Below are 24,763 nucleotides of genomic sequence, written 5' to 3'. Positions count from 1 at the left end.
ATTCCCGGTCCTGGTAACCCGCCTCAGACAGGCTGGCAGGACGTGATTCGCGAGACCGGCACGATGGTCACCCCGCCACCGCCCCGGATGACGCAGCGCACCGCACCGGTGGTCGCGGCCATAATCCGTACTGTCTGACGCACTGACGTGCCGTCATCAACGACCCGTTCGATGTACATCCAGGTGCCATCTTGCTGAGCTTGGTGGAGCTGGGCGATCAGTTGCCGCCGATCGGAAAATCCGCGTCCCCTCTTGTCCAACAATGAAGCAGCCAGTTCCGCGGGGTCGGCCTGAGGAGCCGATGATGCCGGTGCGTCCACCTTGGCTCGTGGGGGAGGAGGCGCAGAGAACACGTCACCGTGGGCGTCGCGAGCTACCGGGGACATTCCCAACTGGCGCAGACCTGACAGCACTTGGTCGGGTTCGGCTTGGGCAACCAACACTTGGGGTCCGACGCGGCGCAGTCCAACATCGGTGGTTAGTGAGCTACGCAGAATCGCCTCGACGGTGGCTGGATCGTCGACTTCTAGGAGCGTTCCAGCGGCCGCTACCGACACCCGACCGTGGTCACGCACGACGTCATTGAGGAGTACTAGGAGGCTTTGCGGGACATCCCCGAGGGAGTGTTCGGCCCACCATTGGCGCACTTGCTCACCGCTCCACCCGGCATCGAGGGCACGACGCAGGCTAGAGCGGTTGAATCGCCTGACACCGGCGATCCCGGTGGACTCGCGGTCGGCAAGTAGGGCGAGGTCGGCAGCGGTGTCGGGGGTTAGTGGGCCGGGAGCGACCGCGGTGAGGTCAGATTGCAGGATCACCTCGTCGGTGCGTTCCGGCATGTCGGCACAGGTGCGTGCATCGACGAGGTCGGTGCGCGCGTCTAGTGCGACCATCCCGAGCACTCTGCACTCATCCAGGACAGCCGCCACCAAAGAGTTGTCGACGGTGGTGCCCGGCTGACGCCACCGGATCCGATTCGCGACGACTTCGGTCTCGATCGGGGTGCCCGGCTCGGCACTGTGTAGTTCCCGGTGTATCAGGCGACGCCATGCCTGAGCGGTTGCGGGTGCTGAGGCGTCGAGAGCGTTGCCGAGGTTACCGGGCAACTGCGGAATGTGTCGCCACGCTTCTCTCAGGCTCACCCATTGCCCCCACAGCGAGTCGGTATGCCATCGGTCGGCCAGGGGAGTAGGGAGCCAGCTGCGTCCGTCAGCCCCGATGAGACCGCCTGCGACAGCCAGGGCGAGGTAAACCCATCCGTCGTCTCCGGGTGCCACCCGAGACAGCACGATGCGTGCATCCCGCTTGGCAATGCCACCGCTGGCCAGCAAAGCGCAGTTGTGACGCTCCATTGCCTCCAACAAAGCAGACATTGCGCTGACGGCTTCGAGGGCAGTTCCGAGTCCGGCCCGGTTCACCAAGTTGGTCTGATGTGGTTCGGGCCATGGTGGTGGGGTAGGGCTAGGCTGTTCGGCGAAGAGGCGGTTCCCGCGCAGCATGAGAGACACCTCTCGGGGCAAGATGACGGTGTCGTCGCTAAGGGGACGCAATAGCCGATGGGCTAGAGCGGTCTCGACAGGGGTGGTGGCCGTGGCGGGAGTAACGGCGCGACGAGCATTGGGGACGTGCCCAGTGGGAGACCACACCAGACGTTCGAGTACGGATCGAGCCTTGGAGCCAGCCGCCGCTAACTTTTCGGCGACCTCGTTGGGATTCATGGGCAGGACGGACGCTGGTGCAAGTCCGGCGGGATATCCGGACAGATGAGTGGTGACGATCTGGATGACGTGCAGCTGTCCGGAATCTTCCAGAACTAGGGCCATATCAAGTAGGTCAGAGATGCCGTCGGCGACGTCGGCCTGGATGGTTTCAGGTTTAATCGGCCACCCCTGACACAACGTCTCAGCAAGCTCGGTCAAGCTGAGATCCCCTAAGGCAGCTAGTGCGGTCAGAAGACTCAACCGCCAACGATCGAGGCTGGAGATCGCCGCAATGATGGATGCGTGGGTGCTCGCGCGCGAAGACACTTCAGTCAAATCCCTCGGGGTGGGATTGGCTAAGTCGGGACGCAGGGTTAACAGCCGCGACAGACTCTGCGCATCGAGATTTCGGATAGTGGAGGCAAGGGTTGTCGGTTCCTCGGAAGCGCTCATCGGGAGGACCCCGGGTCATCGGGAGTGAGCTGACGGTCAATGAGGATGAACCCCAAACCCAGCATGATGACGCAACCGAGACGAGACATCCATGCGAACTGTGCCAATACGGTGCGTACCGGCGACTCGACGGCCCCGCCAATAATGACGGCTACCGTCACCGCAGTAAGAGCCTTGGTGAGGCGTCCAGCCGCAAAGGGGTGACGCCATGCCAGCCACCATGTGACGAAGAGGGCTGGAATAGACATTGGAGACCATGCGCATCCCAGGATGAGGACGGCAATCCACAGCCATCCTAGCCCCTGACACAGGTCGAGGAAGGATCGGCTGCCAGCCTTGGAAGGGGTACGCGGATCGAGACGCGAAGGCATGCGAACCGATTTGATGCGAGGTGGCGGTGTTGTCGATACCGGCGCTTCTGTCGGTGCCGACCACGTGGAATAACCGCTAGTGAGCCGGCTGGTGCGGATCGGTTCGTGCGGATCGCGGTGCCCGATACGGGGCCCTGTGAGCCCAGCCTGGGTGGAGAACGGTTCTAGGGGCTGACGACTACTGCGTCGGCGGGGGATCAGCTCGGTGAGCGGGCGGTGATCGCCTCCTTGATAGTGGTGTGGGGCCCTACAAGGCTTTCCAGCAGCAGGGTTGACGGGTTGGGTCGGGGTTTCCAGCGGATCGGCCCGAGGTGCTTGGAAGGCGCGCGGAGCAGGCCGGGAGCCGACGACGTCGACGGGTGCGGTGATGCTGCGTGCCATATCTCCATGGTAAGGGGTAAGACCGACGACCCGGCACGCTCACCTATGCCGGATCAACGCTCATAGGCGATGAGTGTGATCGCTCAAGAACGCTTACATGGCCCTAATCTCACTCCAGGCACGTCCCATCTAGGACGTGGCGCACGCTGTGATCGCGTCAAGGAAGGTTCGACATGGAGGTCATCATCTGCTCTGATGAGCAGGCCGTCGGGCGGATCGCCGCCGACCGGATTGCAAAGGTTTTGGGCCGGGCCAAGGCTCCGGTGTTGGGAGTCGCGACTGGATCGACCCCGCTGACGACCTACTCTTCCCTGGCTGCTCTTGCAGCCGAGGGTAAGGCTGACTTTACTGATCTGCGCGCCTTTGCCCTTGACGAATACATTGGGCTTCCTGCAGACGATGAGCGCTCCTATGCAGCTACCATCCGCCACACCGTCACCGAACAGCTGGGACTCGATCCGGCCAACGTCCACACCCCCGACGGCATGGCCGATGACCTCGATGCTGCCTGCGCCGCATACGAGACAGCCATCCAGGAGGCTGATGGCGTCGATGTTCAAATCCTTGGCATTGGGGCAAATGGACATATTGGTTTCAATGAGCCCACCAGTTCGCTGTCTTCGCGCACTCGCGTCAAGACCCTCGCGGAACGCACAAAGGCTGACAACGCCCGCTTCTTTGAGGAAGGGGAGAAGGTCCCGAGTCACTGCGTCACCCAGGGGCTCGGTACCATCATGGACGCTCGCAATGTTGTGCTGTTGGCCATCGGAGCCAACAAGGCTGACGCGCTGGCAGGGGCTGTCGAGGGACCTGTTTCGGCGATGTGCCCGGCGTCGGTGCTGCAGTTCCACCCCCATGTTTTGGTGATTGCGGATGATGCTGCAGCCTCGAAACTCACCATGGCTGAGTACTTCCGATGGACAGATTCCCAGCGAGGTGACCTCTCCGGAGCGATGTGAGATTCGGTGATGCTCCTGGCCTGGTAGGTGTCTTCGTGCCGGGCTATCGAAATATCGGATAATGGTGAGTGGTGGACTGTCGTCAAGGCTTGTAGCCTGGTATGGCGGTCCATCGACCGTCATGACCAGTAAGGAGTGAGCCAGAGATGCCAACCGGAAAGGTGCGTTTCTACGACGCCACCAAGGGGTTCGGTTTCCTGACGAAGGACGGCGGCGGCGACGTGTACGTCAACGCTTCCGCCCTGCCCGCAGGGGTGAATACCCTGAAACCCGGGCAGAAGGTTGACTTCGGGATTGTTGAGGGACGTCGAGGAGAGCAGGCCTTGTCCCTGCAGATCGTCGAGGCCCCTGCCTCGTTGTCCAAGGCGAGTCGTAAGAAGCCGCAGGACATGGCGGTGATCTGTGAGGACCTCATTAAGATGCTCGACAAGATGGGCAATGGTTACCGGCACGGGCGTCACCCTGATTCGCGCACTGCCGGCGCCGTGGCCAAGATGCTTCGTGCAGTCGCTGACGAGTTGGAGCTGTGATGACACGGGTGACGTCGAAGCCGCGCACTGCGACCCGAACTATCAAAGCCGATGCGACCATTGCGAAGGCTGTTGATCAGGCCCGGGAAGCTGCCGAATACCGAGCTGGTGATTTCGGTGTGGGCGAGCACGTCGGGACTATTACTGAAGGTGAGCGAGTCCTGACCCATCTCTTCGAGTGCCCGCATCCCGGTTACCGAGGATGGCGTTGGGCCGTGACAATGTCGCGTGCTCTACGTGGCCGTAACGTCACTGTCAATGAGGTCGTCCTCGTCCCTGGCGAGGATTCCTTACTCGCCCCCCCATGGGTGCCGTGGTGTGATCGGGTGCGCGCTGGTGACATCGCCGCAGGCACTGTCATGCCGACTGCCGACAACGACCCGCGTTTGGAACCTGGTTACACCGGCGGTGAACTGGCCGCAGATGAGGACCCGGCTGAATGGGCTGCCACTCGCGCTGTTGCTTCTGAGTTGGGTTTGGGACGGGAGCGATTGCTGTCGCGGGAGGGTCGTGACTCCACCGCCGAGCGCTGGCTCGCTGGTGAGGGCGGCCCGGACAACGCGACGAGCCATCATGCGCCAGCCAGCTGCGTGACCTGCGGGTATTTCGTGCGCCTACAGCATTCTCTGGGACGGGTTTTTGGGGTGTGCTCGAACGAGTACTCTCCCTCCGACGGTTCGGTGGTCCACGTCGACCATGGTTGCGGAGGCCACTCCGACGTCGTTGAGAAGCGTCGGGGGATTGAGCTCCCAGAGCCCGTTTTCGACACCATTTCGGTGGACGAGTCGTTGTTCGACTGAGTCGTCTTCTTCGCAGAAGCCCCGGTCTGTGGTGAGCTCAATGACGGGAACACTGCCAGCAATATGCGGTGCCGACAACACCTAGGCCGGTACCCGTCAGGCAGACCCACAGCCAGTCGCGGTAACCAGTCTCGGTGAGACGGTCGAGCATGATCCAGCAGATGAGGGATGCCACTGCGAAGGCGATAGTTCCCACGATGCCGACCGTCACCCCGTTTTCGTCAACGGGGGCGACGTTCGCCTGGGTAAGCAGGTGATGGTTGGACACCGTTCCATCGTAATGCCCTGCAACATTGTTGTGACACGTCATCCCTAGAATGCCTCCGTGCCTAGCAACACCGCATCAGCAAGATTTGATCAGTGGTTCCACCTGACAGAACGTGGTTCGACGACGTCGCGCGAAGTTCGCGGCGGCATCGTCACCTTCTTCACGATGGCATACATCCTGGCCCTCAATCCTCTCATCATCGGTACCGCAGCGGATAAGAATGGCAAACTCCTCAATGGAGCTCCGAAATTCGTCGACGCTGCTGGCACCAGTCTCAATACTGCTGGCATTGATGACAACAAAATCATGGTGATGGCAGTGACTGCCTTCGTGGCTGCCATCATGACGATTGCTATGGGTGTCTGGGGACGATTCCCGATGGGGATCGCAACAGGCCTGGGCATTAACTCCCTGCTTGCCTACGTCGTCGCCCCGACGATGACGTGGTCTCAGGCGATGGGTTTGGTTGTCTGGGAGGGCATCTTCATTCTGGTATTCGTCCTTACTGGTGTCCGGGAAATGATTTTCCGGGCTGTCCCTAATTCCTTGCGGTCGGCGATCAGTGTTGGAATTGGCCTGTTCATCGCGTTTGTGGGATTTGTGGATTCTGGCGTGATTCGCCCTGGCTCGGGTACCCCTGTCACCCTCGGAGTTGGTGGCAGCTTGGAGGGGTGGCCAATCTTGCTGTGCCTGTTCGGTTTCCTGCTGCTGGTGGTGTTGCATCAGCGTCACATCAAGGGGTCTATGCTCATCGCGATCATTGGCACCTCACTGGTGGGTGTGGCCATCGAGGCCGTGGGGAACATCGGTGCGCAAAGTGACAAGAACCCCACTGGCTGGGCCCTCAACGTGCCCCGTCTGCCCGGAGCCTCGGATTTCCGCTGGCCCGACCTGGGCTTGCTCGGTCATGTTGACCTCTTTGGTGGGTTCCTTGCCAATGGGCACTTTCGTATTGGTGTCTTCTTGGGCACCCTGCTGGTGGTGTTCTCCCTGATGCTTGCCGACTTCTTCGACACCATGGGGACGGTTGTCGCGATCGGTGACCACGCCGGGATTCTTGACGAGACCGGCAATCCTGAGCACCTCAAGGGAATCCTCGTCGTTGACGCCTTGGCCGCGGTAGCTGGCGGTCTTGGCTCGGCGTCGTCGGCAACGGGTTACGTCGAGTCGGCTGCTGGCGTGGGAGAGGGAGCCCGCACAGGTATCGCCTCCATCGTCACCGGTCTGGGATTCCTGCTGGCGATGTTCCTGTCGCCAATCGTTTCGATCATCCCATCTGAAGCAGCCGCACCGGTGCTTGTGTTCGTCGGGTTCCTCATGATGGCTCAGGTCACGCACATTGACTGGAAGCACGTTGAGGAAGGTCTACCGGCCTTCCTAGGCATGGTGCTCATGCCGTTCGCCTACTCGATCACTACAGGTATCGGAGCTGGACTCATTATGTTCTGCATCACGAAGGTCATCGCTGGTAAAGCTCGCAGCGTGCATCCCCTGCTGTGGGTCGTTGCCCTCCTCTTTGTGGTGTATTTCAGCCAGTCTCTCCTCATGAAGCTGTTCGGCCAGCTCTGAGACCAGTGGGGCGGGCGTCTTCGACGGTGTCCGGCTGCCAGACCACTAAGAGGCCTGGCGCCGGGCGGCCCAGATCGACTGCGAGATGATTCCACCCCGGATATGAGCTGAGGAACTTCAGCACGGCATTAACCTCACCCCGTCGTGCAATCGGCACTGTGCCGATGACCTCGGACAACTCAACCCAGGTGGCCAGTATCTGCCTGGTGCCGGCATAGCCGATCTTCATGCCAGGTGCTGGTCGCAGTGGAATCTGTGGGTCCTCGTCCATAAGCCGTTTGAGCGAGTAGGTGCTAGGTAATCCAGCGGCTGCCAGATCGCGATCGAGCTCCTCGAAACGTGCCACCGACATGGGGATCTCGGTCCACCCCCATGACAGGTGGGTGAGCCATTCATTGACAAGCCGCCAGCACCGTGCCGACCGATCGGATTCGATGTAGCGTCCGCAGACGAGGTCTTCGACGTCATGAGGGGTCGGCCATCCGGTTGGCAGCATCGAACATTCAACATTGGGCTTGTAGAGCGGGTGGAACGGGCTGCGCCACCTCGGTCGACGATGATGATGAACGGGCACGCTGAAACGAGCCTCAGCCCACCTACGCAGTTTCATGGCGAGACCCTCGTCGGCCCCGAATATGTCGCGAACTTCGTCGATCGCGATGGCGTTGAATCTCAACCCACCCATAGTGACAGGTTATAAGGTGGCGGGTTGACATAAGGTGTCGTCCATGAATCCACGCTCCAGGCAGCACATCATCAGCGGGGTTCTCATCGTCCTTGTACTCCTTGTCGTGCTGGGATCCCTGCTGTGATAGGTCGGTTCGGCATGGCAGGATGTAACACTGTGACCCAACGATCCCGCACCCGACGTCGCGCCTCCCGAGCCGCGAGCGCGTTGCTGGCGCTCGGATGCGCTTGGGGGTTGTCTGTTAGCCCTGCCGCAGCTGCCGACTTCACCGTCAGAACGGATAAAAAGCTCGGAAAACCTGTCGGTATGGCTGCTGACCTTCATCATGACTGGTACTGGATCACCGACGGTTCTTCGTCGACAGTCCACTCTCTGCTTGCTGTCGACAAGACGGGCAAAGAGGTTCACCGGGTGGCATGGGAGCCAGCCTTCCACGATGTCGAGGCGATGTCGTGGGCTCGTGGGGTACTGTACGTCGCTGACATTGGCGACACGAAAGCTCAGCGTCGTGGGATTCGGGTGATGTCTCCCACCTCAACGGCAGCCAAGCAGTCCACCTATTACGAGTGGATGTTCACTTATCCGGACGGCGCTCACGACGCCAAAGCCTTGACCGTCAGCCCCAAGGGGAGTTTTTACATCATCACCGACGGTCCACATCCTGCGATTTATCGGGGCGGCCCCCAGGTGAGTCGCACCGAATCGAACCCACTAGAAAAGGTGGCGGATGCCCCTGCTGGGGTCAAAGACGCCACATTCCTGCCAGATGGGTCACGAATGGCCCTACTCACTGACCATGAGGTGCGCATCGTTGACGCTTACTCCTGGAAGACAGTCGCCAATGCGGCCTTCTCCGGCGGTCAGGCCATCACGACCGACACCACTCAAAAAACTCTGGAGATTGCGACCTCAGGTAACAAGGTGAGGGGGATCAAATTCCCGACAACCTTGACCTCGATTACGCCGACCCCGGCACGCTCTCCGAAGGCCAAGGTGGCTACCCCGGCCAATCGCAAACCGACGTCTAAAGCGCGATCAGGAACTCTTATCGCGGTGATGGGGGCGGTCGTAGTGGCGCTGTGCGCTGGCGTCGTTACGTTCTTCTACGGCCGCTCCCGGGACACCACCTGGCGGCATCGTTAGTCGCGGTTCTCTAGTAGCCAGTCCAGGCATGCCGTCAGAGCCTCGACGTCGCTCGGCTCAATTGAGCTGAAGGTTGCGACTCGGATCTGATTGCGCCCTAGCTTGCGGTAAGGCTCGATGTCGAGGATGCCGTTGTCGCGGGCGCGGGCACACAGTCGTGCGGCGTCGACGGACTCGTCGATATCGATCGTCACGACAACTGGGCTGCGCAGCGCCGGGTCAACGACGAACGGGGTCGTTAGGGGGTTGTCCTCGGCCCAGCGGTAGAGGGTCCCTGACGTTGACGCCGTGCGTGATGCAGCCCACGCCATACCGCCCTGATCGAGTAGCCAACGGCATTGCGCCTCGAGCATGACGAGGGTGGCCAGAGCCGGGGTATTCAGGGTCTGATCGGCTCGCGAGTTCGTTACGGCGAGACTCAGATCGAGCATCTGGGGTACCCAGCGGGCCGAGGAGGTCACCCTGTTCGAGCGTTCGATCGCTGCAGGTGACAGGATCGCAAGCCACAATCCACCATCTGAAGACAGATTTTTCTGCGGAGAGAAGTAGTAGGCGTCAATGGTTGACATATCCGCCGCGACGCCGCCGGCGGCCGAGGTGGCGTCAACGAGAACGAGGGAGTTGTCGTCAATGTCGTTAGGCCGTCGGACTGGGGCAACGACGCCGGTGGAGGTCTCGTTATGGGCCCATGCGTAGGTGTCAACGTCGCTGACGGCCTCCGGGAGGGCGAGCTCGCCGGGTTCGGCTTGAAATACTGCGGGGTCAGCAAGGAAGGGGGCACGCTGCAGAGTCGAGGAGAACTTTCGCGTGAATTCCCCGTAGACACCGGTGGCGGCTTGTTTTTCCACGAGGGAGACGGTTGCTATATCCCAGAAAAGGGTGGCTCCACCGTTGCCGAGTGCCACCTCATAATCGGTCGGCAGGTTATACAGTTCAGTCAACTCTTCACGGATTGCCGCGACTACGTGACGGACCGGTGGTTGGCGATGGGAGGTGCCCATCACGGATCCCGGTTCGGACAGACTGGCCACCACCTCCCGTCGGATCCGAGACGGGCCACACCCGAATCGGGGGTCGGAGGGCAAAAGGTCACGAGGAATCCTTGGCTGAACCATAATCCGATCCTTGCAGATCATGTCGTGTATAACGGCGGAGTTCATGCTGTGATCGTGTGGCAAGATGAGGGAAACCCGGTTAGGAGGCATCGATGATCACCCGCATTGCTTCTCACCACGTCGTCGATCGTGATGGTAGTGATTCACCAGCGACGATCACCGTCGAGGCTGGACGCATTAGTGACGTCAGCGAGGGTATTGATCCCAAGGCCGAATTCGTTGATGAGTGGGTTTTGCCCGGATATGTCGACACCCACTGTCACGGTGGCGCTGGTGCTGACTTCACCGACCCTGACCGCAAGGCCGCTTTGCGCGCCGTCCATTACCACCGCAGCCAGGGGTCGACGACTCTTTTCGCATCGACGGTGACCGCAGCGATTGACGACGTCGTCGCGCAAATTGGGCGACTCCGCCAGCTTGTCGACCGTGACGAGATCGCCGGCATCCATTTAGAGGGGCCGTTCTTGGCTGAATCGCGGAAGGGGGCCCACGCCGTCGAGCTGCTGTGTGACCCAGATCCGGTGTCCGTGGGTCGTCTCATCGAAGCTGGCGGTTCGGCTCTCAAGATGGTGACTATTGCGCCAGAACGTGCGCACGGCTTGGAAGCGGTGACCACCTTCACCACAGCCGGAGTGCACGCTGCTATCGGCCATACCGAGTGTGACAACACCACGGCTAGCGCCGCAGTCGACGCAGGAGCAGACGTCATCACCCATCTGTTCAACGCGATGCCATCGATCCATCATCGAAAGCCCGGTCCGGTGCCGCCGATGCTCACTGATTCGCGAGTGGTCTGCGAACTCATTTGCGACGGCGTCCACTTGGCCCCGGACGTCATTCGGATGGCGATGTCGAGCGCCGGCCCGAAGCGCATCGCCCTGGTGACCGATGCCATGAGCGCGACCGGTCAGCCTGACGGCGACTACATTCTGGGCAGCCTGCCAGTGAAAGTTGTGGATGGAAGAGCCCGTTTGTTGGACGCTGACGGTTCGCTGGGAGCGATAGCAGGATCGACTCTGACGATGGGTCGAGCGGTCGAATTCGTCACGTCCGTTGTGGGTATCCCGCTGGGGCAGGTCGCCGTCATGGCGGCCACAACACCGGCCAAACTCCATGGTTTGGACGAGGTTGGCGTCATCGAAGAGGGCCACTGGGCTGACTTGTGTCTTACTGACGCGAGGGGTCATCTGGTGCGCGTCATTCACCGGGGTGAGGCTGTCTGACGGCCACAGCGGATGATTGGGCACTAAACTTTTCATGGAGAGGGTCGCTCGGGCGTAAGCAATGGCGCCCGAAAGATTGTTGACAGTTAGCTTGTCCAGTGGGCAGGCGGCTAGCGTTGTCCCTCGGCTGTGGGGGCGGGGAAGAGGTGCACCGTGAGTAGTGAACTCGTTGATACGACGGAGATGTATCTGCGGACTTTCTACGAGCTACTCGAGGAGGGTGTCGAACTGCGTCGAGCCCGTATCGTTGAGCGGCTGCACCAGTCTGGCCCGACCGTCTCCCAGACCGTGGCTCGTATGGAGCGTGACGGCCTTGTGGTCGTCGAGTCTGATCGCTCGATTTCGCTGACCCAGGAAGGCCACGACGTGGCTCAGACTGTTATGCGCAAGCATCGCCTGGCCGAGTGTCTGCTCACCCAAATCATTGGTCTTCGTCCCGACTTGGTGCACGATGAGGCCTGCCGCTGGGAGCACGTCATTTCCGGCGAAGTTGAGAAGCGCCTCACGGGTCTCCTCGATAACCCTGGTGTTTCTCCATACGGGTGCCCACTGCCGCCTGAGCAGGCAGGGTGTCGTCCGGATGGTTCCGCCCGCTTTCGTGACGACTCCAAGCCCCTAGATGAGGTTATCGCCGAGACTGGCTGTCCGGTCAGCGTGACCGTCACCCGGTTGTCGGAGTTCTTCCAAGCTACCGAGGGTAATCTCGAGGACGTCTACGCTGCCGGCTTGTTGCCGGGTAAAAGCGTCGAGGTCGATGATGACGCCGATGGTATTCGTTTGACGGGCCCCAGTGGTTCTATCGTCGTCGATCCGGAGATCCTCTCGGGTCTGTTCGTTGCTCAGAACTCGTGAGTTGCGCTGACTACGCCATGATGGGTGTGCCTCAAGTCGTGTGTCCCAGCCAGTTGCCGGACCTGGACCAGATTGCCGCCCTCTGCGAGTCAGGCTGGTACGACACCGCCGATTCCATGTTAAGGATGGCGCACGCATCTGAGTCTGACAATCCTCATGTGGTGCAGGCTGCTGCCGTGATGGCGGTGGCCCGCCGAGTCTTGGCTCTAGATGCCGAGGATTTTGAGGACATCGGTGAGGCCTTGCCCGCGGATCTGCGATCTCGCCTTGTCGACTCTGGTTTTCCACACCATCCGCGTGCCGCAGAGAGGGGAGCTCTTGGGGATCTCATCCCCTTGTATGAGCTCATGCTCGAGGTTCTCGACATCCGGATGCGTCGTGAGGAGCCCCAACAAGTCGTTGTGACTTGCCACATCCTGGGGGAGTACTTGGCGCAGTTGGCCTGGCAGTCAGTCTTAGGCGATGGTGGGGATCCGCTCACTTTGCCTGGCAAGGTTGGCCAGAAATGGGGCGGTGATGGTCAAGGCTGTGCCCACACCTCCGCCATGAATGCCACCGCGCGACGCAGCATGCACGCTGCCCAGGGAGACGAGGAGGGGTATACCTCGTACCTCGACAAGTTCCACTCCCGGTTGGGGGAGGCCCTCGGAGTGTGCGCGATGAATCATGCCACTATTGATGTTGGTGAGCGTCCCGACGTTGGTATCACTTGCCCTGACCCGTGTCGGTGGGTCTTAACCGGAACCTAGGAGGAACGCAGAGCCCTTGACGCTCGGGTGCGCCTGGCACGGATTTTTCAAGAGTCCGGTCTAGTGGCTCTGCGCCATCACGCTCCGGTAGGCCATTTTTTCGGGGTGCCATCGGGCAGTGAGATCGGAAATGCTTGGGTGATGACGTGGAATAAGCTCAACGAGCAGTGGGCTGATGGTTCCAACCCGATGCTAGACCCGTCGGCCCCGGGGTATGACGTTGACGCCTCTGATGGGGCCCTACCTGGCCTTGCCCGGATGGTGTCGGTCATCGCTGCGCGGCCGATTCGAGCTGGCCATTTGCTGCAGGATCTGGGAGTCACCGCGATTGCCGAATTGAAGGCGGTTTGACGTTGCCCGCGTGTTGGTGCATCGGGAATAGCCTGGCGCCTGATGCTGTTTGACGACATACGGGCCGAGGCGCCACGGCGTTGCGGTCGACCGAACCCAAGCAATTACCGGGAGGTACAACGTGGCTACCGTCGCATTGACTAAAGACAACTTCTCCTCGACCATCGATTCCAATGATGTCGTTCTCATTGACTTCTGGGCCTCCTGGTGTGGACCATGCCAGCGGTTTTCACCAATCTATGAGGACGCCAGTGGACGTCACTCTGACGTGACCTTCGCCAAGGTCGACACCGAGGACCAGCAGGAACTGTCTGCCGGTCTGGAGATCACCTCCATCCCGACGATCATGGCCTTCCGTGCCGGATACCTCGTTTTCCGCCAGTCAGGCCTGCTGCAAGGTCGCCAGCTTGATGAGCTTATTGAGAAGGTCAAGGAGATCGACGTCGAGGATCTCAAGAAGCAGGCCGCGGCCCAAAACCAGGGCTGACACCGGGTTTTCCATACCGAGCTGAAACGCGGAGCTCAGGGCCGGCGGCAGGTGGTAGCGTCCTGCTGTCGGCCCGTGCTTCGTCATATCTCATGAGACGACGATAGGGCGGGTCGTGGTGCCGAGCGCAGTGGTGTGCAGGTCGACCAGGCCGTTCCTAGGAGTTGTCCGTGACATCGAGAATCGAGGTGGCCGAGCTCGTTGTGACAACGCAGCCGGCCGGCCCGAAGCGCCGTATGGGTGTAGTGGCCGCAGTCGCTACCCTGGGTTCACTTCTTTTCGGCTACGACACCGGAGTCATTTCCGGCGCCTTGCCGTTCATGTATCTGCCTCATGGCGCTGGCGGCCTGGCCCTGACGGTGGGACATGAAGGTGCCATCGGTGGCACCTTAACCCTTGGCGCTGCTTTCGGCGGCCTTATAGGCGGGATGATGAGCGACCGCTGGGGTCGGCGTCATAACCTCCTGACTTTGGCTGTCCTCTTTGTTGCGGGAGCTTTGGGAACTGCCGGTGCCCCCAGCGTGTGGGTGATGTACCCCTTCCGAGTGGTGCTCGGATTCGCCGTGGGAGCGGCCTCGGCGACAGTGCCGGTCTACTTGTCGGAGACCTCACCCAAGCGGATGCGTGGGCGGATCGTGGCGCTTGACCAATTCATGATCGTCTTTGGTCAGCTGCTGGCTTTCTCCGTCAATGCCGCCATCTCAGCGGCTCATGGGGGACCCAGCTTGATGGTAACTGCGGATCCGACGGGACGACTGTCTCCGGGAACTTATTCCTGGGACACTTTGCAGGCCATGACGACCTCCCACGGGGGAGCGATGACCGACGAGGCTTTTCATGCCTTCCTTACTCAGCTGTCGGTATCCGCCGGGTCCGGTGGAGCATGGCGCTGGATGCTCGTGGTATGCACTCTGCCCGCCATCGCGCTGTGGATCGGTATGAGGAAGATGCCCGAGTCGGCTCGTTGGCATCTAAGCCACGGTCAGCTCCGGGAGACCATCGCATGCCTCAAACAGGTGCGCGTCGAAGGGGTTGATGAACCCATCGTCGACGAGGTCACTGAGATGGTTAAACTCAACGGCGAGGGCGGCAGGCTCAGTCACCGTCAGCAGTGGGCGGTCGTCATGGAGTCACGCTGGACGCGTCGCCTCCTGCTGGTCGGGATTTTCCTTGCTGCAGTTAACCAAACCACCGGCGTCAATACCGTCATGTATTACGCGCCCAAGGTGTTGGAGTTCGCAGGAATGAGCACCCAGGCCTCGATTATTTCTCAGGTGGCTAATGGCGTCATGTCTGTTATTGGTGCCGCTGCAGGCTTGTGGCTCATCGAACGGTTTGATCGTCGTCACCTGCTTATCTTCGATGTCACGGCGGTCGGTGTGTGTCTCCTTGGTATTGCGGCTACTTTCGGGCTGGAAATTGCTCCTCATGTGGGTCAAGGGGTACTGAAGTGGGCGCCTATTCTCGTGCTCGTCCTGATGAGTATCTTCATGCTTATCGTGCAGTCCACTAACGGCACAGTGGTGTGGACCATGCTTGGTGAGATGTTCCCGACCCGGATGCGCGGGGCGATGAACGGTGCTGCGGTGTTTTGTGGGTGGCTGGCTAATGCGACGATCACCTGGACCTTCCCGGCCATGCTGGCGGGGCTCGGCGGTGCGGGAACTTACCTGACTTATGGCCTGGTAAACCTCGTGATCGCGTTGGTCCTCGTTAAGGTCATGCCGGAGACCAAGGGACGCTCACTGGAGGAGATCGAGGTCGAAATGAGGCAGCGCTACGCCTAAGGGGCGGCCCAAGATAATCTCGATCCGCCCCGGCAACCGCGATCGGGGAGTGTTGCCCCCTGTCGGAAGCGGTTTGTACTGCGGCCCCGATAGGATTCGAACCTACGACACATGGTTTAGGAAACCACTGCTCTATCCCCTGAGCTACGGGGCCATGCCCATAAAGGGCCCTACTAGAGTAGTCCGGCAGGGCCACCTGGACCAACCTCAGACCCCATAGTGTCGTAAAACCAGGTTGTCGACGGTCCCGTCGTACCTGGCGCCAACTCAGCTGGTTCGCCGCAATCTTATTGAGCAAAGCATGGCGGGTTATCCGGACTAGCTCGTCTTAACTCGCGCCGGGCTGGGCAGGTTATCTTGACCAGCCGACGAGCTCGTGGTCCTGGCAACCTGGCGCACCGATGACGTCGTGGTGTGCTCTGGCCTGCCAGTGGGCTCTTCTCGGTAGAATGACGACGTTCGTTAACACGCAAGGGAGCCAGGATGAGTGAAGAGGGACTTGCGGCTGCACGCCAAAAGATGACCGAGGCAGGTGTCGATCCTGTCGCCATCGAGGTCTTCACCTCCTACTACCACCAACTTGAGACCGGCGATACCGGACTCATCCGCGAGGACACCATCTCCCCGCTCACTGATCCGCCAATGCTCGACGACGTTGAAGTCAGCGAGGAGCAGGCTGCTGAGGCCCTCGACAAGACTGTCATCATCAAGCTCAACGGGGGGCTTGGAACCTCAATGGGCCTCGACCGAGCTAAGTCACTGCTCGAGGTGCGTGATGGCAAGTCCTTCCTCGACATCATCGCCACCCAGGTGCTCTCGGCCCGCAAAGCTTTCGGCGCTCGACTGCCGCTGATGTTCATGAATTCCTTCAATACCCGCGAGGACACCCTCAAGGCCCTCGAGAAATATCCGGACTTGGCTGTCGACAGCCTAGAGCTCGACTTCCTGCAGGATCAGGAGCCTAAACTCGACGCTGAGACCCTCGCCCCGGTTGAGTGGCCGAAGAATCCCTCCCTCGAGTGGTGCCCTCCGGGCCACGGCGACCTCTACACCGCCCTGCTTGGATCCGGCGTCCTCGACCATCTGCTCGAGGCTGGATACCAATACGCCTCGGTATCCAACGGTGACAATCTTGGTGCCGTTCCGGACGGTCGTCTCACCGGCTGGTTTGCGGCGTCAGGTGCTCCCTACGCTGCCGAGTTGTGCCGTCGCACTATTAACGACAAGAAGGGTGGCCACCTGGCCATTCGTAAGTCTGATGATCAGCTCATCCTGCGCGATACGGCACAGACAGCAGAGGAGGAGATGGATTACTTCACCGACGAGCATCGTCACCCCTTCTTCCACACCAACAATCTGTGGTTTGACCTTGAAGCCCTCAAGAAGGTGCTGGACGAGCGACACGGCGTGATGGGCCTGCAAATTATTCGCAACGAGAAGACGGTCGACCCGAAGGATTCCTCATCGACTCCTGTCATCCAGATTGAGTCCGCTATGGGGGGCGCTATCGAGGTCTTTGAAGGCGCTACCTGTATCTGTGTTGATCGGTCCCGGTTCTTGCCGGTCAAGACGACCAACGAGTTGCTGCTGCTTCGGTCTGATGTCTATGACCTCGATGATTTCGACCACCTCGTCAAGACCACCGACATGACCTGCGCAGTCGATCTTGACAAGGATTTTTACAAAAAGATTGGTGATTTCGACGATCGCATCCCTGAGCCGCCATCGCTGCGTCGCGCCACCTCGCTGAAGGTCAAGGGAGACTGGACCTTTGGTTCGGAGGTTGTCGTTGCGGGGGATATTTCCCTGGATACTGAGAAGCCTCAGACGATTCCGGACGGGACTGTGCTCACTGGCGAAGTCCCTGGCGCGAAAAAGTGACACCGGATCAACAATGTTGGGAGGCGGTGGCCGCGGTCTTGACCGGACAGCGACTTACCGCTCCTGACAACCCAGGATGGCAGGCCGTCGACGTCGTGGAGTGGCTGGCTGAGGAAGGGTGGCCGGCGAACCGGCTGGCGAACAGGCGCGCCGAATTCCAGCAAGCCGGGCGATCGTGGCCCGGCCCGATTCCCGACGATTTGTCCCCAGGCCTGGAGTTCGCTCGCTATGGAGCGGTACTAGCCCAGGCGCGTCGGATCGCTGGGCTAGATGGCTTAACTGCTACGGTCCACCGGGGCGCGGTGGTCATTGGGCCAGACGAAGCTCGTCTGTTAGCCGAGCGTCCACCGCACAGCCTATTGCATTGAGTCTGACAGCTCTGGCGTGTCCTCACTTGACCGGACGGGAACGCAGTTCGTCGCGAATCTCGATGAGTAGGTCGGCGGTGGTGGGGGCAGTCACCGGTTCGTCCTTGGTGCGCTTGAGCTTCTCCGTAGCCAGCTCGATGGGCTTAATGAGCCCGAAATAAATGACGAAGGACATGACGAAGAAGGATATGACGTCGGTGATGAAGGCACCGGCGTGGACCCCGCCTGGAACCCAGCCAGAGAAGTTCGGGGTGCCGCCCAGCTTGCCGATCAAATCCATGATGATTGTCGTAAACGATTTGACGACGGTGGAAAATGCGCCGCCAAGGATGAATGCGACGGCGAGTTCAATAAGATTACCGCGCATCAGAAAATCCTTGAATCCCTTCATAGGGCTCCCTTCGGGTTGATGTGCTGCCCGCAAGCGTCGGGCCTGCTAAAACCGTAACGGTACTGGGAAGGCCTCGCTAATACTCTTCGCTGTGTCTGGTGAGCTGCACACTCACTCCACCACCAATCCCAAAGGCTGTCCCTGGCCCGCTACCGCGATCGCTGCGGCATCGGCCGATCCGGTGGACACAACGACGAGCTCCGTTGACGGAGAGCCTTGGATGAGTCCGCCCCCGCTGGTAGGCAGGCTCCGAATGATGGCGCCGCGCGTCAGGACGTGCGGAGTTCCGTCCTCGCTAGGAGAGACAACCGATACCTGCTGGCCTACCTGCAACATTCCGACCATTGATGAGTCGGCCAAGTGAATGCCGACGAGTGCTTTTCCAGACCCTACGGAGGACCCGGAGAGCACCGCTGAGGACGTCAAAATCGTTCCCTCGCTGATCCGTACCGATGCTTGGCGGCCTTCCACTTGCGCAAGAGTGGCCGTCTCGTGGGGGAGAACACCAGGATCGATCCGGACGGTGTGAAGGTCAGAGCGTTGGATGACGCGACCGCCCTCAATGGTGTGCGCGGCGACGATAACCTCACGTCCAGATGACGAGGTTGCCACTCCTGGGGATGCTACTAGAAGCACTGCGAGGGCCGCGAGAAGTGCGGCTAACCCGCGTCGGTGACGGGCCACCATGACGTGCACACGCCGCCGCGCAGGAGGTTTATGGGTACGGCTTAGGCGTCGGGGATCCTGGGAGTTCTTCGCTGTCAGTCTCACACCCACAGTTATCGGCAGGGGAGAGCAGATTTTTCAGTTATCCACAGGGCAATTTTGACGTGCTTGAGCCAAGCTCATGTCAGGATGCGCTCTCGGAGGCCTTCGCTGTCGAGGAAGATGAGGACGAGGCCGGTTCAGACTTCGTCGAGGACTCTGAGGCCGTTGGCGAAGAGTTATCCCCGGTGGCTGCCTTTGATGCGCCCTTGGTGTGATTGTCGGTGGAGTAGAATCCTGAACCCTTGAAAACCACCCCGACTGCGCTGAAGACCTTGCGCAGATCGCCCTCGCAGGACGGGCAGATAGTCAACGACGGGTCGCTGAACCTTTGCACAACCTCGAGGTCACGGCCGCAGTCATTGCATTGGTATTGGTAGGTGGGCATGGTCTCCTCGTTCTGGCGGTATCGGGCGCCTGTCGAATGATAGGCGTGTTACCGGGTACCAGGAAATCCCGGACCACTTACTGGCCTAGCATGTGCAGTCCACTGGGGGTAAGAGCCGCCGTGACGGGCTCGTCCCATGGGTCGTGGGGCACCTCGTCGAGGATCTCGTCGTCATTGACAACCGCCCACACTGGAACGTCATCGGCCCGGTGGGCGAGGACGCGGTCGTACCAACCACCGCCCACCCCGACGCGGTATCCGGATCGATCGACGAAGAGCGCCGAGCACAGCACCACCTCGACCTGGTCGATCGCCGAGGCAGGGAGAATAGGGGCTATCGGTTCGGGGATTTGCCACAGACCAGTCCGTACGTTCTTGCTGTCGTACCACGCCCAGGCCGGTTCATGGAGGGAGCGACCATGACCGTCAGTCAGAACGGGTGCCAGTACCTTCTTGCCCATCATGATGAGAGTGTCGGCGAGATCCACGGTGTCGGGTTCATCACCACGAGAGAGGTAAAGGGCGACCTTGTGAGCCCATAGCAACCGGCTCATAGCATGTTCAGTGCGCCGATCGTCGCGGCTCATCCGCGTTCGGTGATCCAATGCGGCACGATGAGCCAGGCAGCGACGTCGTAACTCCTCCTTGCCGATTCGAGGATCCACTCCGGCGGGTCTCCTATCTGACGGAACATGGTCTGTCGTCACTGCCTCATGCTACGCCCTAGCCGAGTCGCTGCCAGGCAGACGGCAGAACGCCCTCTAGGGTGATGCTATGGCGTTGTTCCACAGGAAGAAGCAAGTCGAGGCCCCCGAACCCGAAGCGGAGCCCCTCGGCCTACCAGGAGCGCCGGAGACAGATATGTCAGGTCGTCGGTCTGTCGATGATCATCGTGACTACCTATGCAGCTTGGTGCAGGCCGTCCCACCAGTAGCCGTAGAGGTGCCGAGAGCCGTCGGTCTGGCTGCTTGTGAGGACGTCCATGCGCCCCATGACGTTCCAGTCGTGACGACGGCGGTCATTGATGGCTACGCCCTCGACTCGGCGTCGACTCGAATGACCGGACGTCCCGGTGCCGTTGAGATCCAGGTGGATCGACGCCCACCTAGCCCGGTAATCCCCGGTACTGCTGTGCGGGTCATGGCTGGATCGCTGCTTCCTGAGGGGACCGACTGCGTCCTACCACCGGATCTGCTCAATGCCGACGGCGACATTGTGTTGTTTTCTCCGGTGAAGAGATGGGCCGGTGCCCGACTCGCGGGCTCGGATTACGGCCGCGGCGAGGTTCTGGTACGTAACGGGACGATCCTGCACCCAGGTATCATTTCAGTGCTCGCTTCGGCCGGAATCGACGAGGTGTTCGTCCGTCCGCGCCCCAAGGTCATCATTGTTGCGGTGCGCGCTGATGAGGACCAGCGTGCGGAGATTGAGCGGAAGGCGCGGACCAATGGTGCCGATGACATTGCCTCTCTTGATGCCACTGCTGCAGCCATCGAGTCTGCTACCCGAGCACTCGATGTCAATGTCACTGTCGTCTCCACCAACACCTCCAGTGACAGTGAGTTGACGCGATTGCTGGCGAATGCTGGACGTGGGGCTGACCTCGTGATCGCCACGAGCGACCGGATAGTTGTCGGTCAGCAGGACCCCGTGTCATCGGTGTTGCCACCGATGGGAGGCACTGACTTCGCCAGGGTGGCGATGGAGCCGGGCGCAAATCAAGTGTTTGCCCTGATAGATCCCGGTTTGGTCCCTCTCATCGTCCTGCCGGTCGGGCCTGGGCCAGCTCTGGTCTCCTTCATGGCTTTTGTGCAGCCTTTGCTGCGCAAATTGTCGGGGCTTCCGCCGGCCGAGAAACTCAAGGCTGAGACAGATCGACCGATTGCGCGGCATCCGGAATCCACCACGTTCGTCCCGGTACGTCTAGCGCGGGTGGGTGGCCGCCCGGTGCTATCGCGAGCAGGAATGGGCGACGTCACCCACGTTGTCGATTTGTCGATGGCCGATGCCATCGCTGTTGTCGGGGCGGGGGATGAGCCAGTTCCCACTGGCATGCCGCTGACCTGCTGGCGACTGGGGTGATGTCGTGGCCTCGTTTCGTGTGCCGTGGGGAGTGTCAATGCCGCGGCATCGCCACTGGCCAGTGACTATGCAGGCTGGCGGGGTGGTGCTGCGCCCGATGCGGCGTGCCGACGAGGTGAGGTGGACGACGACACGGGAGCTCGATTGGGACTGGCTCGGTCCATGGGAGGCCACCAAGCCTCCTGGCTCTCATGAGCGGGTTGGCGGCTACCGCATGATGATTACCCGAAATCGCCGGCGTGCCAAACAAGGCACATCTTTGCCGTGGGCGATTGGGTGGGACGATGGTTGGCCCGATCATCCTGCCCTCAACCGAGACACTACGCCTCTTATCGGACAATTGACGGTGTCGTCGATCTCGTTTGGATCTGCGATGTCGTGCTCAATGGGCTATTGGGTGGCTTCCGCCTACGCCGGTAGGGGGGTTGCACCGACCGCGGTGGCGTTGGCGTGCGATTACGTCTTCCAGGTCATGGGATTGCACCGCGTCGAGATTTGCGTGCGGCCAGAGAATACGAAGAGTTTGCGCGTCGTCGAAAAGCTTGGCCTGGCAGAGGAGGGGATGCGGCCGGCATACTTACATATCGACGGCCAGTGGCGCGACCATCGTGTGTTCCGCTTATTAGCTGACGATTATCCCGACGGAGTGCTGCGCAACTACCTGGTTACCCACCTTCTTCCCGGGGCTGCGGTGGGGGAGGACGAAGGCTGAACCACATCGCTGTGATTCGTTTTCCGACACTCCGGGTGTGATCCCCGCGACACGCCGAAGCATCCCCGTAGCGTATCGTTTGTGCAAGCCCTCCAAGCTGTCCTCATCGCCATCGTTCTCGTAGGGTGGATCGCCTACCTCGTCCCCATGGTCGTCAATCGACGACGGTCCCACGAGGTTACTGACGACAAACACAAGGATTTTCCGGACACCATGAGCGTGGTGTCCCGGGGCTCTTGCACAGTCACTCCTCACGACACCGACGAAAACCCTCAGATGGAGCTGTCTACCCCATACACAAGGTCTTATGCACGTTGGGAACTGAGGCGTTCATGGGCGGTAGCCGCCCGACGCCGGATGACGACGATGTTGGTGTTGTTGGGGCTGACGGTGCTGTCGATGGTGCTTGCTATTACTGACGTGACGCCGTGGTGGCTGGTGGCCATCTTCGCACTGTTGTTGGTGGGCTTCTTTGCCCTTGCCCGCTGGTCTGTGGTGGCCATGGCCAAGCGTTTCGATCGCAGGTACGCGCTCATCGATAAGGGATGGGACGAGGATACGGTGGCGTTGGAGGTGGGTACGGAACCCTTTCGCGCCGAGGACGAGCCCACCTCCTGGACGATCGACCTCGACCGCCCAGTGACAGCTCCGGAAGGTTCACTGTGGGACGACGTCGTCGTCACTGCTCCGACCTATGTTTCGACGCCGCTGGGTGCTCGGACGGTCCGCACTATTGACCTGTCCGCTCCAGGACCGGTTCCCGGTCAGGTCGACACTCCTGTCGTTGCCGAGAAGCCGGTTGAGCGGTCTGACGGTGAGCATGTTGCGGAGGCCCACGAGGGTCCCTCGGGGATCGTCGGAGTTGCGTCGGCCTGAACCGAGTTCTGACGACATGGGATTGGCATAATGACAGTTGTGTTGCCCATGTCGCCCTGGGCAGAGCCTGTGTGTTGCCCAGGTGGTGGCCGGCGGGGTTATCGGCATCGTTGTGTGGAGGTCGATCGTCAGGGCTTCGAAGTTAACGAGGCCTACGCCGAATGATTCGTAGCATGACGCAGGTTGCCCGGGTGTGGTAGCGTAGCCGCGTTGTTGGGGCATTGGCGCAGTTGGTAGCGCGTCTCGTTCGCAATGAGAAGGTCAGGGGTTCGAATCCCCTATGCTCCACTGATCGGTGGTGAAACGCCGCTGACAAGCGTAAACAGTCGGACGTGGTAGCCGGAAGTGGTAGAAATAGCCGCTACGAGGTCGGTAGGGGTATAGCTTTCCAGCATGGTCGTCGCGCGACGTGCAAAGCGTAAGGGTTCCTGCTATCAGACGAGGACACCTAACGGCGAGGCGAGATGGGTATAGGAGTCATCGTGGCGTATTCGTGGGCAACGGCGGTTGGTCAGGGGGCTACGGTGTTACTCGGCAGCAGGCGCGAAATCGGCACAGCGCTAATTTGACAAGGCTTTTGATGTGGAGAGCTGGCACGCAGTAGCACTCGGGGGTGGACGCTGGGGATCACCAACTGCGCTACGTAGCGTGGCCCGGCTTAGGGCAGGCAGGCGTGTTGTGCGTCTAAAAACAGCCAGTCTCCGACCCCGTCGATACCTCGGTGTCAATCTGCTATTGACGAGCTACGTCACACTCTGTCTAAACACCGGTCGAACTCGTCAAGCGTAGCGATAGTGAGTAGGGCAACCCCCTTCATGAAGGAGGTTTGGGCCTGCTCACTGGCACGTGACAGGAACGATGGTGCCCAGGTGAGCACGTGGGTGCGTAGGAAATTGGCGACTATCGCGAGCGTCTGGTGACTCTCGTCAGCGTGACCGTTTTCTCGGGCATCCAAAACGCGTAAACATCCCTGGGCCAAGAACTCCAATTCCAGACCGATGTGATCGTCAGGTTCGCGGTGGAGATGAGGTGCGGCAAGCCCGAGACGGGCATAAGCGGCACGCACTTGCAGAGTGTGTTCGTCGAAGACCAGCCCCTCCCGGTTGCGATGCACTGATTCGTAGGGTGGCACCAGGGCGACTGCGGAGTCACCGTAGAGGCGATCGTGGTCGGCGACCACGTCCTGTCGAGACTCCGCCTCTTCGCGTGAAAGCCGCCACATCTGCAGGCCTTCTTTCATCCGGCTGGGTGACCGGGGGCGGCTCAGTGGCCACTCGTCGATCATCTGCAGCAACTCACGGAGGTGATCAGCGTCAGGGACTTGATAGTGCAAAGAACCTAGGATGGTGAACACTGCCGCAAATTGGTCCAGCTCGTCGTCGAGAGAACCGGTGACGGGTTCTGCCACCTGGTCGGGGCTCATTGGTCGTCGCTCCTGGTCCACTCGCCGTTGCGTCCACCGGCTTTGTGAGTAATCACCGCGTGCTCGATGGCGAAGCCGCGATCGACTCCCTTGACCATGTCGGCGACAGTGAGGGCAGCCACCGTCACAGCGGTGAGCGCTTCCATCTCCACTCCGGTGCGATCGGTGGTACGGGTTGTGGCGCGGATCCTCACCCGGTCAGGCTCCAGCCACAGGTCCACCTCTGCCCCGTGCACACCGATGCGGTGCGCCAGGGGGATGAGGTCTGGAGTGTGCTTGGTGGCCTGGATGCCTGCGATGCGGGCCACGGCGAGGACGTCCCCTTTGGGGACCGATTCGTCGCGCAGCGCAGTCATGATCGGCTCGGAGCACACCACGCAGCATTCCGCCGTCGCTACGCGCACCGTGGGTGTCTTTGTCGTGACGTCGATCATGTGGGCCGATCCGTTAC

General features: G+C 60.7%; 25 protein-coding genes, 2 tRNA genes and 1 pseudogene. 16 read left to right on the top strand and 12 right to left on the bottom strand.

From position 1 onward, the window contains the following. Positions 1-23: 23 nt before the first annotated feature. A complete protein-coding gene (locus LRP59_RS11740) occupies positions 24-2,153 on the bottom strand; it encodes a helicase-associated domain-containing protein (protein ID WP_002513213.1) in 2,130 nt (709 codons plus the stop codon). Continuing rightward, positions 2,150-2,905, bottom strand: a complete 756-nt coding sequence (locus LRP59_RS12180; RefSeq protein ID WP_002513214.1) for a hypothetical protein — start codon at positions 2,903-2,905, stop codon at positions 2,150-2,152. The genes LRP59_RS11740 and LRP59_RS12180 overlap by 4 nt, the downstream gene beginning before the upstream one ends. 173 nt (positions 2,906-3,078) lie before the next feature. On the opposite strand from LRP59_RS12180, the gene nagB reads away from it, so the two are divergent. From nagB to LRP59_RS11715, 3 genes are all read left to right on the top strand, one after another. Continuing rightward, entirely contained in the window at positions 3,079-3,864 is a 786-nt protein-coding gene (gene nagB, locus LRP59_RS11725; RefSeq protein ID WP_002513215.1) for a glucosamine-6-phosphate deaminase, read from the top strand. A gap of 146 nt (positions 3,865-4,010) precedes the next feature. Further along, positions 4,011-4,394 carry a cold-shock protein gene (locus LRP59_RS11720; protein WP_002513216.1) on the top strand — a complete coding sequence of 128 codons (384 nt, stop codon included), beginning with the start codon at positions 4,011-4,013 and terminating at the stop codon, positions 4,392-4,394. After that, entirely contained in the window at positions 4,394-5,194 is an 801-nt protein-coding gene (locus LRP59_RS11715) for a DUF3027 domain-containing protein (RefSeq protein WP_002513217.1), read from the top strand. Before LRP59_RS11720 ends, LRP59_RS11715 begins: the two co-directional genes overlap by 1 nt. Positions 5,195-5,231: 37 nt before the next feature. On the opposite strand, the gene LRP59_RS11710 is transcribed toward LRP59_RS11715, so the two are convergent. Next, positions 5,232-5,504 carry a DUF2530 domain-containing protein gene (locus LRP59_RS11710; protein WP_002521235.1) on the bottom strand — a complete coding sequence of 91 codons (273 nt, stop codon included), beginning with the start codon at positions 5,502-5,504 and terminating at the stop codon, positions 5,232-5,234. A 15-nt stretch (positions 5,505-5,519) separates the two neighbouring features. On the opposite strand from LRP59_RS11710, the gene LRP59_RS11705 reads away from it, so the two are divergent. Beyond that, positions 5,520-7,031 (top strand): NCS2 family permease, encoded by a 1,512-nt coding sequence (locus tag LRP59_RS11705; protein ID WP_002513219.1) that lies wholly within the window; start codon positions 5,520-5,522, stop codon positions 7,029-7,031. Here the strand turns inward: LRP59_RS11705 and LRP59_RS11700 are convergent. Next, the gene (locus tag LRP59_RS11700; RefSeq protein ID WP_002513220.1) at positions 7,006-7,716 is read right to left on the bottom strand and encodes a hypothetical protein; all 711 of its coding nucleotides are present in this window, start codon (positions 7,714-7,716) and stop codon (positions 7,006-7,008) included. The genes LRP59_RS11705 and LRP59_RS11700 overlap by 26 nt on opposite strands. A gap of 309 nt (positions 7,717-8,025) precedes the next feature. Between LRP59_RS11700 and LRP59_RS11695 the strand changes: the two genes are divergently transcribed. Then, the gene (locus tag LRP59_RS11695) at positions 8,026-8,862 is read left to right on the top strand and encodes a hypothetical protein (protein ID WP_002547548.1); all 837 of its coding nucleotides are present in this window, start codon (positions 8,026-8,028) and stop codon (positions 8,860-8,862) included. Here the strand turns inward: LRP59_RS11695 and serC are convergent. Next, positions 8,859-10,022 (bottom strand): phosphoserine transaminase, encoded by a 1,164-nt coding sequence (gene serC / locus LRP59_RS11690; protein WP_032504743.1) that lies wholly within the window; start codon positions 10,020-10,022, stop codon positions 8,859-8,861. The genes LRP59_RS11695 and serC overlap by 4 nt on opposite strands. 47 nt (positions 10,023-10,069) lie before the next feature. Here serC and LRP59_RS11685 point away from each other — a divergent pair, with 47 nt between their 5' ends. The 5 genes and pseudogenes from LRP59_RS11685 to LRP59_RS11665 all read left to right on the top strand — a co-directional run bounded on the left by LRP59_RS11685 (position 10,070) and on the right by LRP59_RS11665 (position 15,426). Beyond that, entirely contained in the window at positions 10,070-11,200 is a 1,131-nt protein-coding gene (locus tag LRP59_RS11685; RefSeq protein WP_002513223.1) for an N-acetylglucosamine-6-phosphate deacetylase, read from the top strand. A gap of 129 nt (positions 11,201-11,329) precedes the next feature. Further along, positions 11,330-12,052, top strand: coding sequence for a metal-dependent transcriptional regulator (locus tag LRP59_RS11680; protein WP_049785433.1), 723 nt, complete (start codon positions 11,330-11,332; stop codon positions 12,050-12,052). Positions 12,053-12,072: 20 nt separating this feature from the next. After that, positions 12,073-13,152: pseudogene (locus LRP59_RS11675) on the top strand (hypothetical protein). Between the two features lie 49 nt (positions 13,153-13,201). Continuing rightward, positions 13,202-13,639, top strand: a complete 438-nt coding sequence (gene trxA / locus LRP59_RS11670; RefSeq protein ID WP_002518788.1) for a thioredoxin — start codon at positions 13,202-13,204, stop codon at positions 13,637-13,639. A 170-nt stretch (positions 13,640-13,809) separates the two neighbouring features. Continuing rightward, the gene (locus LRP59_RS11665; RefSeq protein WP_002513227.1) at positions 13,810-15,426 is read left to right on the top strand and encodes an MFS transporter; all 1,617 of its coding nucleotides are present in this window, start codon (positions 13,810-13,812) and stop codon (positions 15,424-15,426) included. An 81-nt stretch (positions 15,427-15,507) separates the two neighbouring features. Here LRP59_RS11665 and LRP59_RS11660 read toward each other — a convergent pair. Then, positions 15,508-15,580, bottom strand: a tRNA-Arg gene (locus LRP59_RS11660). A gap of 329 nt (positions 15,581-15,909) precedes the next feature. Here LRP59_RS11660 and LRP59_RS11655 point away from each other — a divergent pair. Both LRP59_RS11655 and LRP59_RS11650 read left to right on the top strand, forming a co-directional pair. Next, positions 15,910-17,307 (top strand): UTP--glucose-1-phosphate uridylyltransferase, encoded by a 1,398-nt coding sequence (locus LRP59_RS11655; protein WP_002513228.1) that lies wholly within the window; start codon positions 15,910-15,912, stop codon positions 17,305-17,307. Next, entirely contained in the window at positions 17,304-17,675 is a 372-nt protein-coding gene (locus LRP59_RS11650) for a hypothetical protein (RefSeq protein WP_002521243.1), read from the top strand. Before LRP59_RS11655 ends, LRP59_RS11650 begins: the two co-directional genes overlap by 4 nt. A gap of 22 nt (positions 17,676-17,697) precedes the next feature. On the opposite strand, the gene mscL is transcribed toward LRP59_RS11650, so the two are convergent. From mscL to LRP59_RS11630, 4 genes are all read right to left on the bottom strand, one after another. Next, on the bottom strand, positions 17,698-18,066 hold the full coding sequence (mscL, locus tag LRP59_RS11645; protein ID WP_002513230.1) for a large conductance mechanosensitive channel protein MscL: 369 nt from the start codon (positions 18,064-18,066) through the stop codon (positions 17,698-17,700). 111 nt (positions 18,067-18,177) lie between these two features. Further along, positions 18,178-18,678, bottom strand: coding sequence for an SAF domain-containing protein (locus LRP59_RS11640; RefSeq protein ID WP_014604372.1), 501 nt, complete (start codon positions 18,676-18,678; stop codon positions 18,178-18,180). 238 nt (positions 18,679-18,916) lie between these two features. Continuing rightward, a complete protein-coding gene (locus LRP59_RS11635) occupies positions 18,917-19,219 on the bottom strand; it encodes an FmdB family zinc ribbon protein (protein WP_002531782.1) in 303 nt (100 codons plus the stop codon). 77 nt (positions 19,220-19,296) lie between these two features. Then, positions 19,297-19,884 carry a 5-formyltetrahydrofolate cyclo-ligase gene (locus LRP59_RS11630; RefSeq protein ID WP_002513232.1) on the bottom strand — a complete coding sequence of 196 codons (588 nt, stop codon included), beginning with the start codon at positions 19,882-19,884 and terminating at the stop codon, positions 19,297-19,299. Between the two features lie 109 nt (positions 19,885-19,993). Between LRP59_RS11630 and glp the strand changes: the two genes are divergently transcribed. The 4 genes from glp to LRP59_RS11610 all read left to right on the top strand — a co-directional run bounded on the left by glp (position 19,994) and on the right by LRP59_RS11610 (position 23,177). Then, a complete protein-coding gene (glp, locus tag LRP59_RS11625) occupies positions 19,994-21,301 on the top strand; it encodes a gephyrin-like molybdotransferase Glp (protein ID WP_002532931.1) in 1,308 nt (435 codons plus the stop codon). A gap of 67 nt (positions 21,302-21,368) precedes the next feature. Further along, positions 21,369-22,013, top strand: coding sequence for a GNAT family N-acetyltransferase (locus LRP59_RS11620; protein ID WP_002521248.1), 645 nt, complete (start codon positions 21,369-21,371; stop codon positions 22,011-22,013). Positions 22,014-22,094: 81 nt separating this feature from the next. Continuing rightward, the gene (locus LRP59_RS11615) at positions 22,095-22,889 is read left to right on the top strand and encodes a hypothetical protein (RefSeq protein WP_002513235.1); all 795 of its coding nucleotides are present in this window, start codon (positions 22,095-22,097) and stop codon (positions 22,887-22,889) included. Positions 22,890-23,104: 215 nt separating this feature from the next. Next, a tRNA-Ala gene (locus tag LRP59_RS11610) sits at positions 23,105-23,177 on the top strand. Between the two features lie 460 nt (positions 23,178-23,637). Here LRP59_RS11610 and LRP59_RS11605 read toward each other — a convergent pair. Then, entirely contained in the window at positions 23,638-24,312 is a 675-nt protein-coding gene (locus LRP59_RS11605; protein WP_002513236.1) for a molecular chaperone, read from the bottom strand. Next, positions 24,309-24,746, bottom strand: a complete 438-nt coding sequence (gene moaC, locus LRP59_RS11600) for a cyclic pyranopterin monophosphate synthase MoaC (RefSeq protein ID WP_002521251.1) — start codon at positions 24,744-24,746, stop codon at positions 24,309-24,311. Before moaC ends, LRP59_RS11605 begins: the two co-directional genes overlap by 4 nt. Between the last annotated feature and the right edge of the window lie 17 nt (positions 24,747-24,763).

Source organism: Cutibacterium sp. 37298 (assembly GCF_023838685.1).
GTDB classification, from domain to species: Bacteria; Actinomycetota; Actinomycetes; order Propionibacteriales; family Propionibacteriaceae; genus Cutibacterium; species Cutibacterium acnes.
The sequence above is the reverse complement of the archived record's forward strand: the minus strand, read 5'-3'. Positions and strand labels throughout refer to the sequence as shown.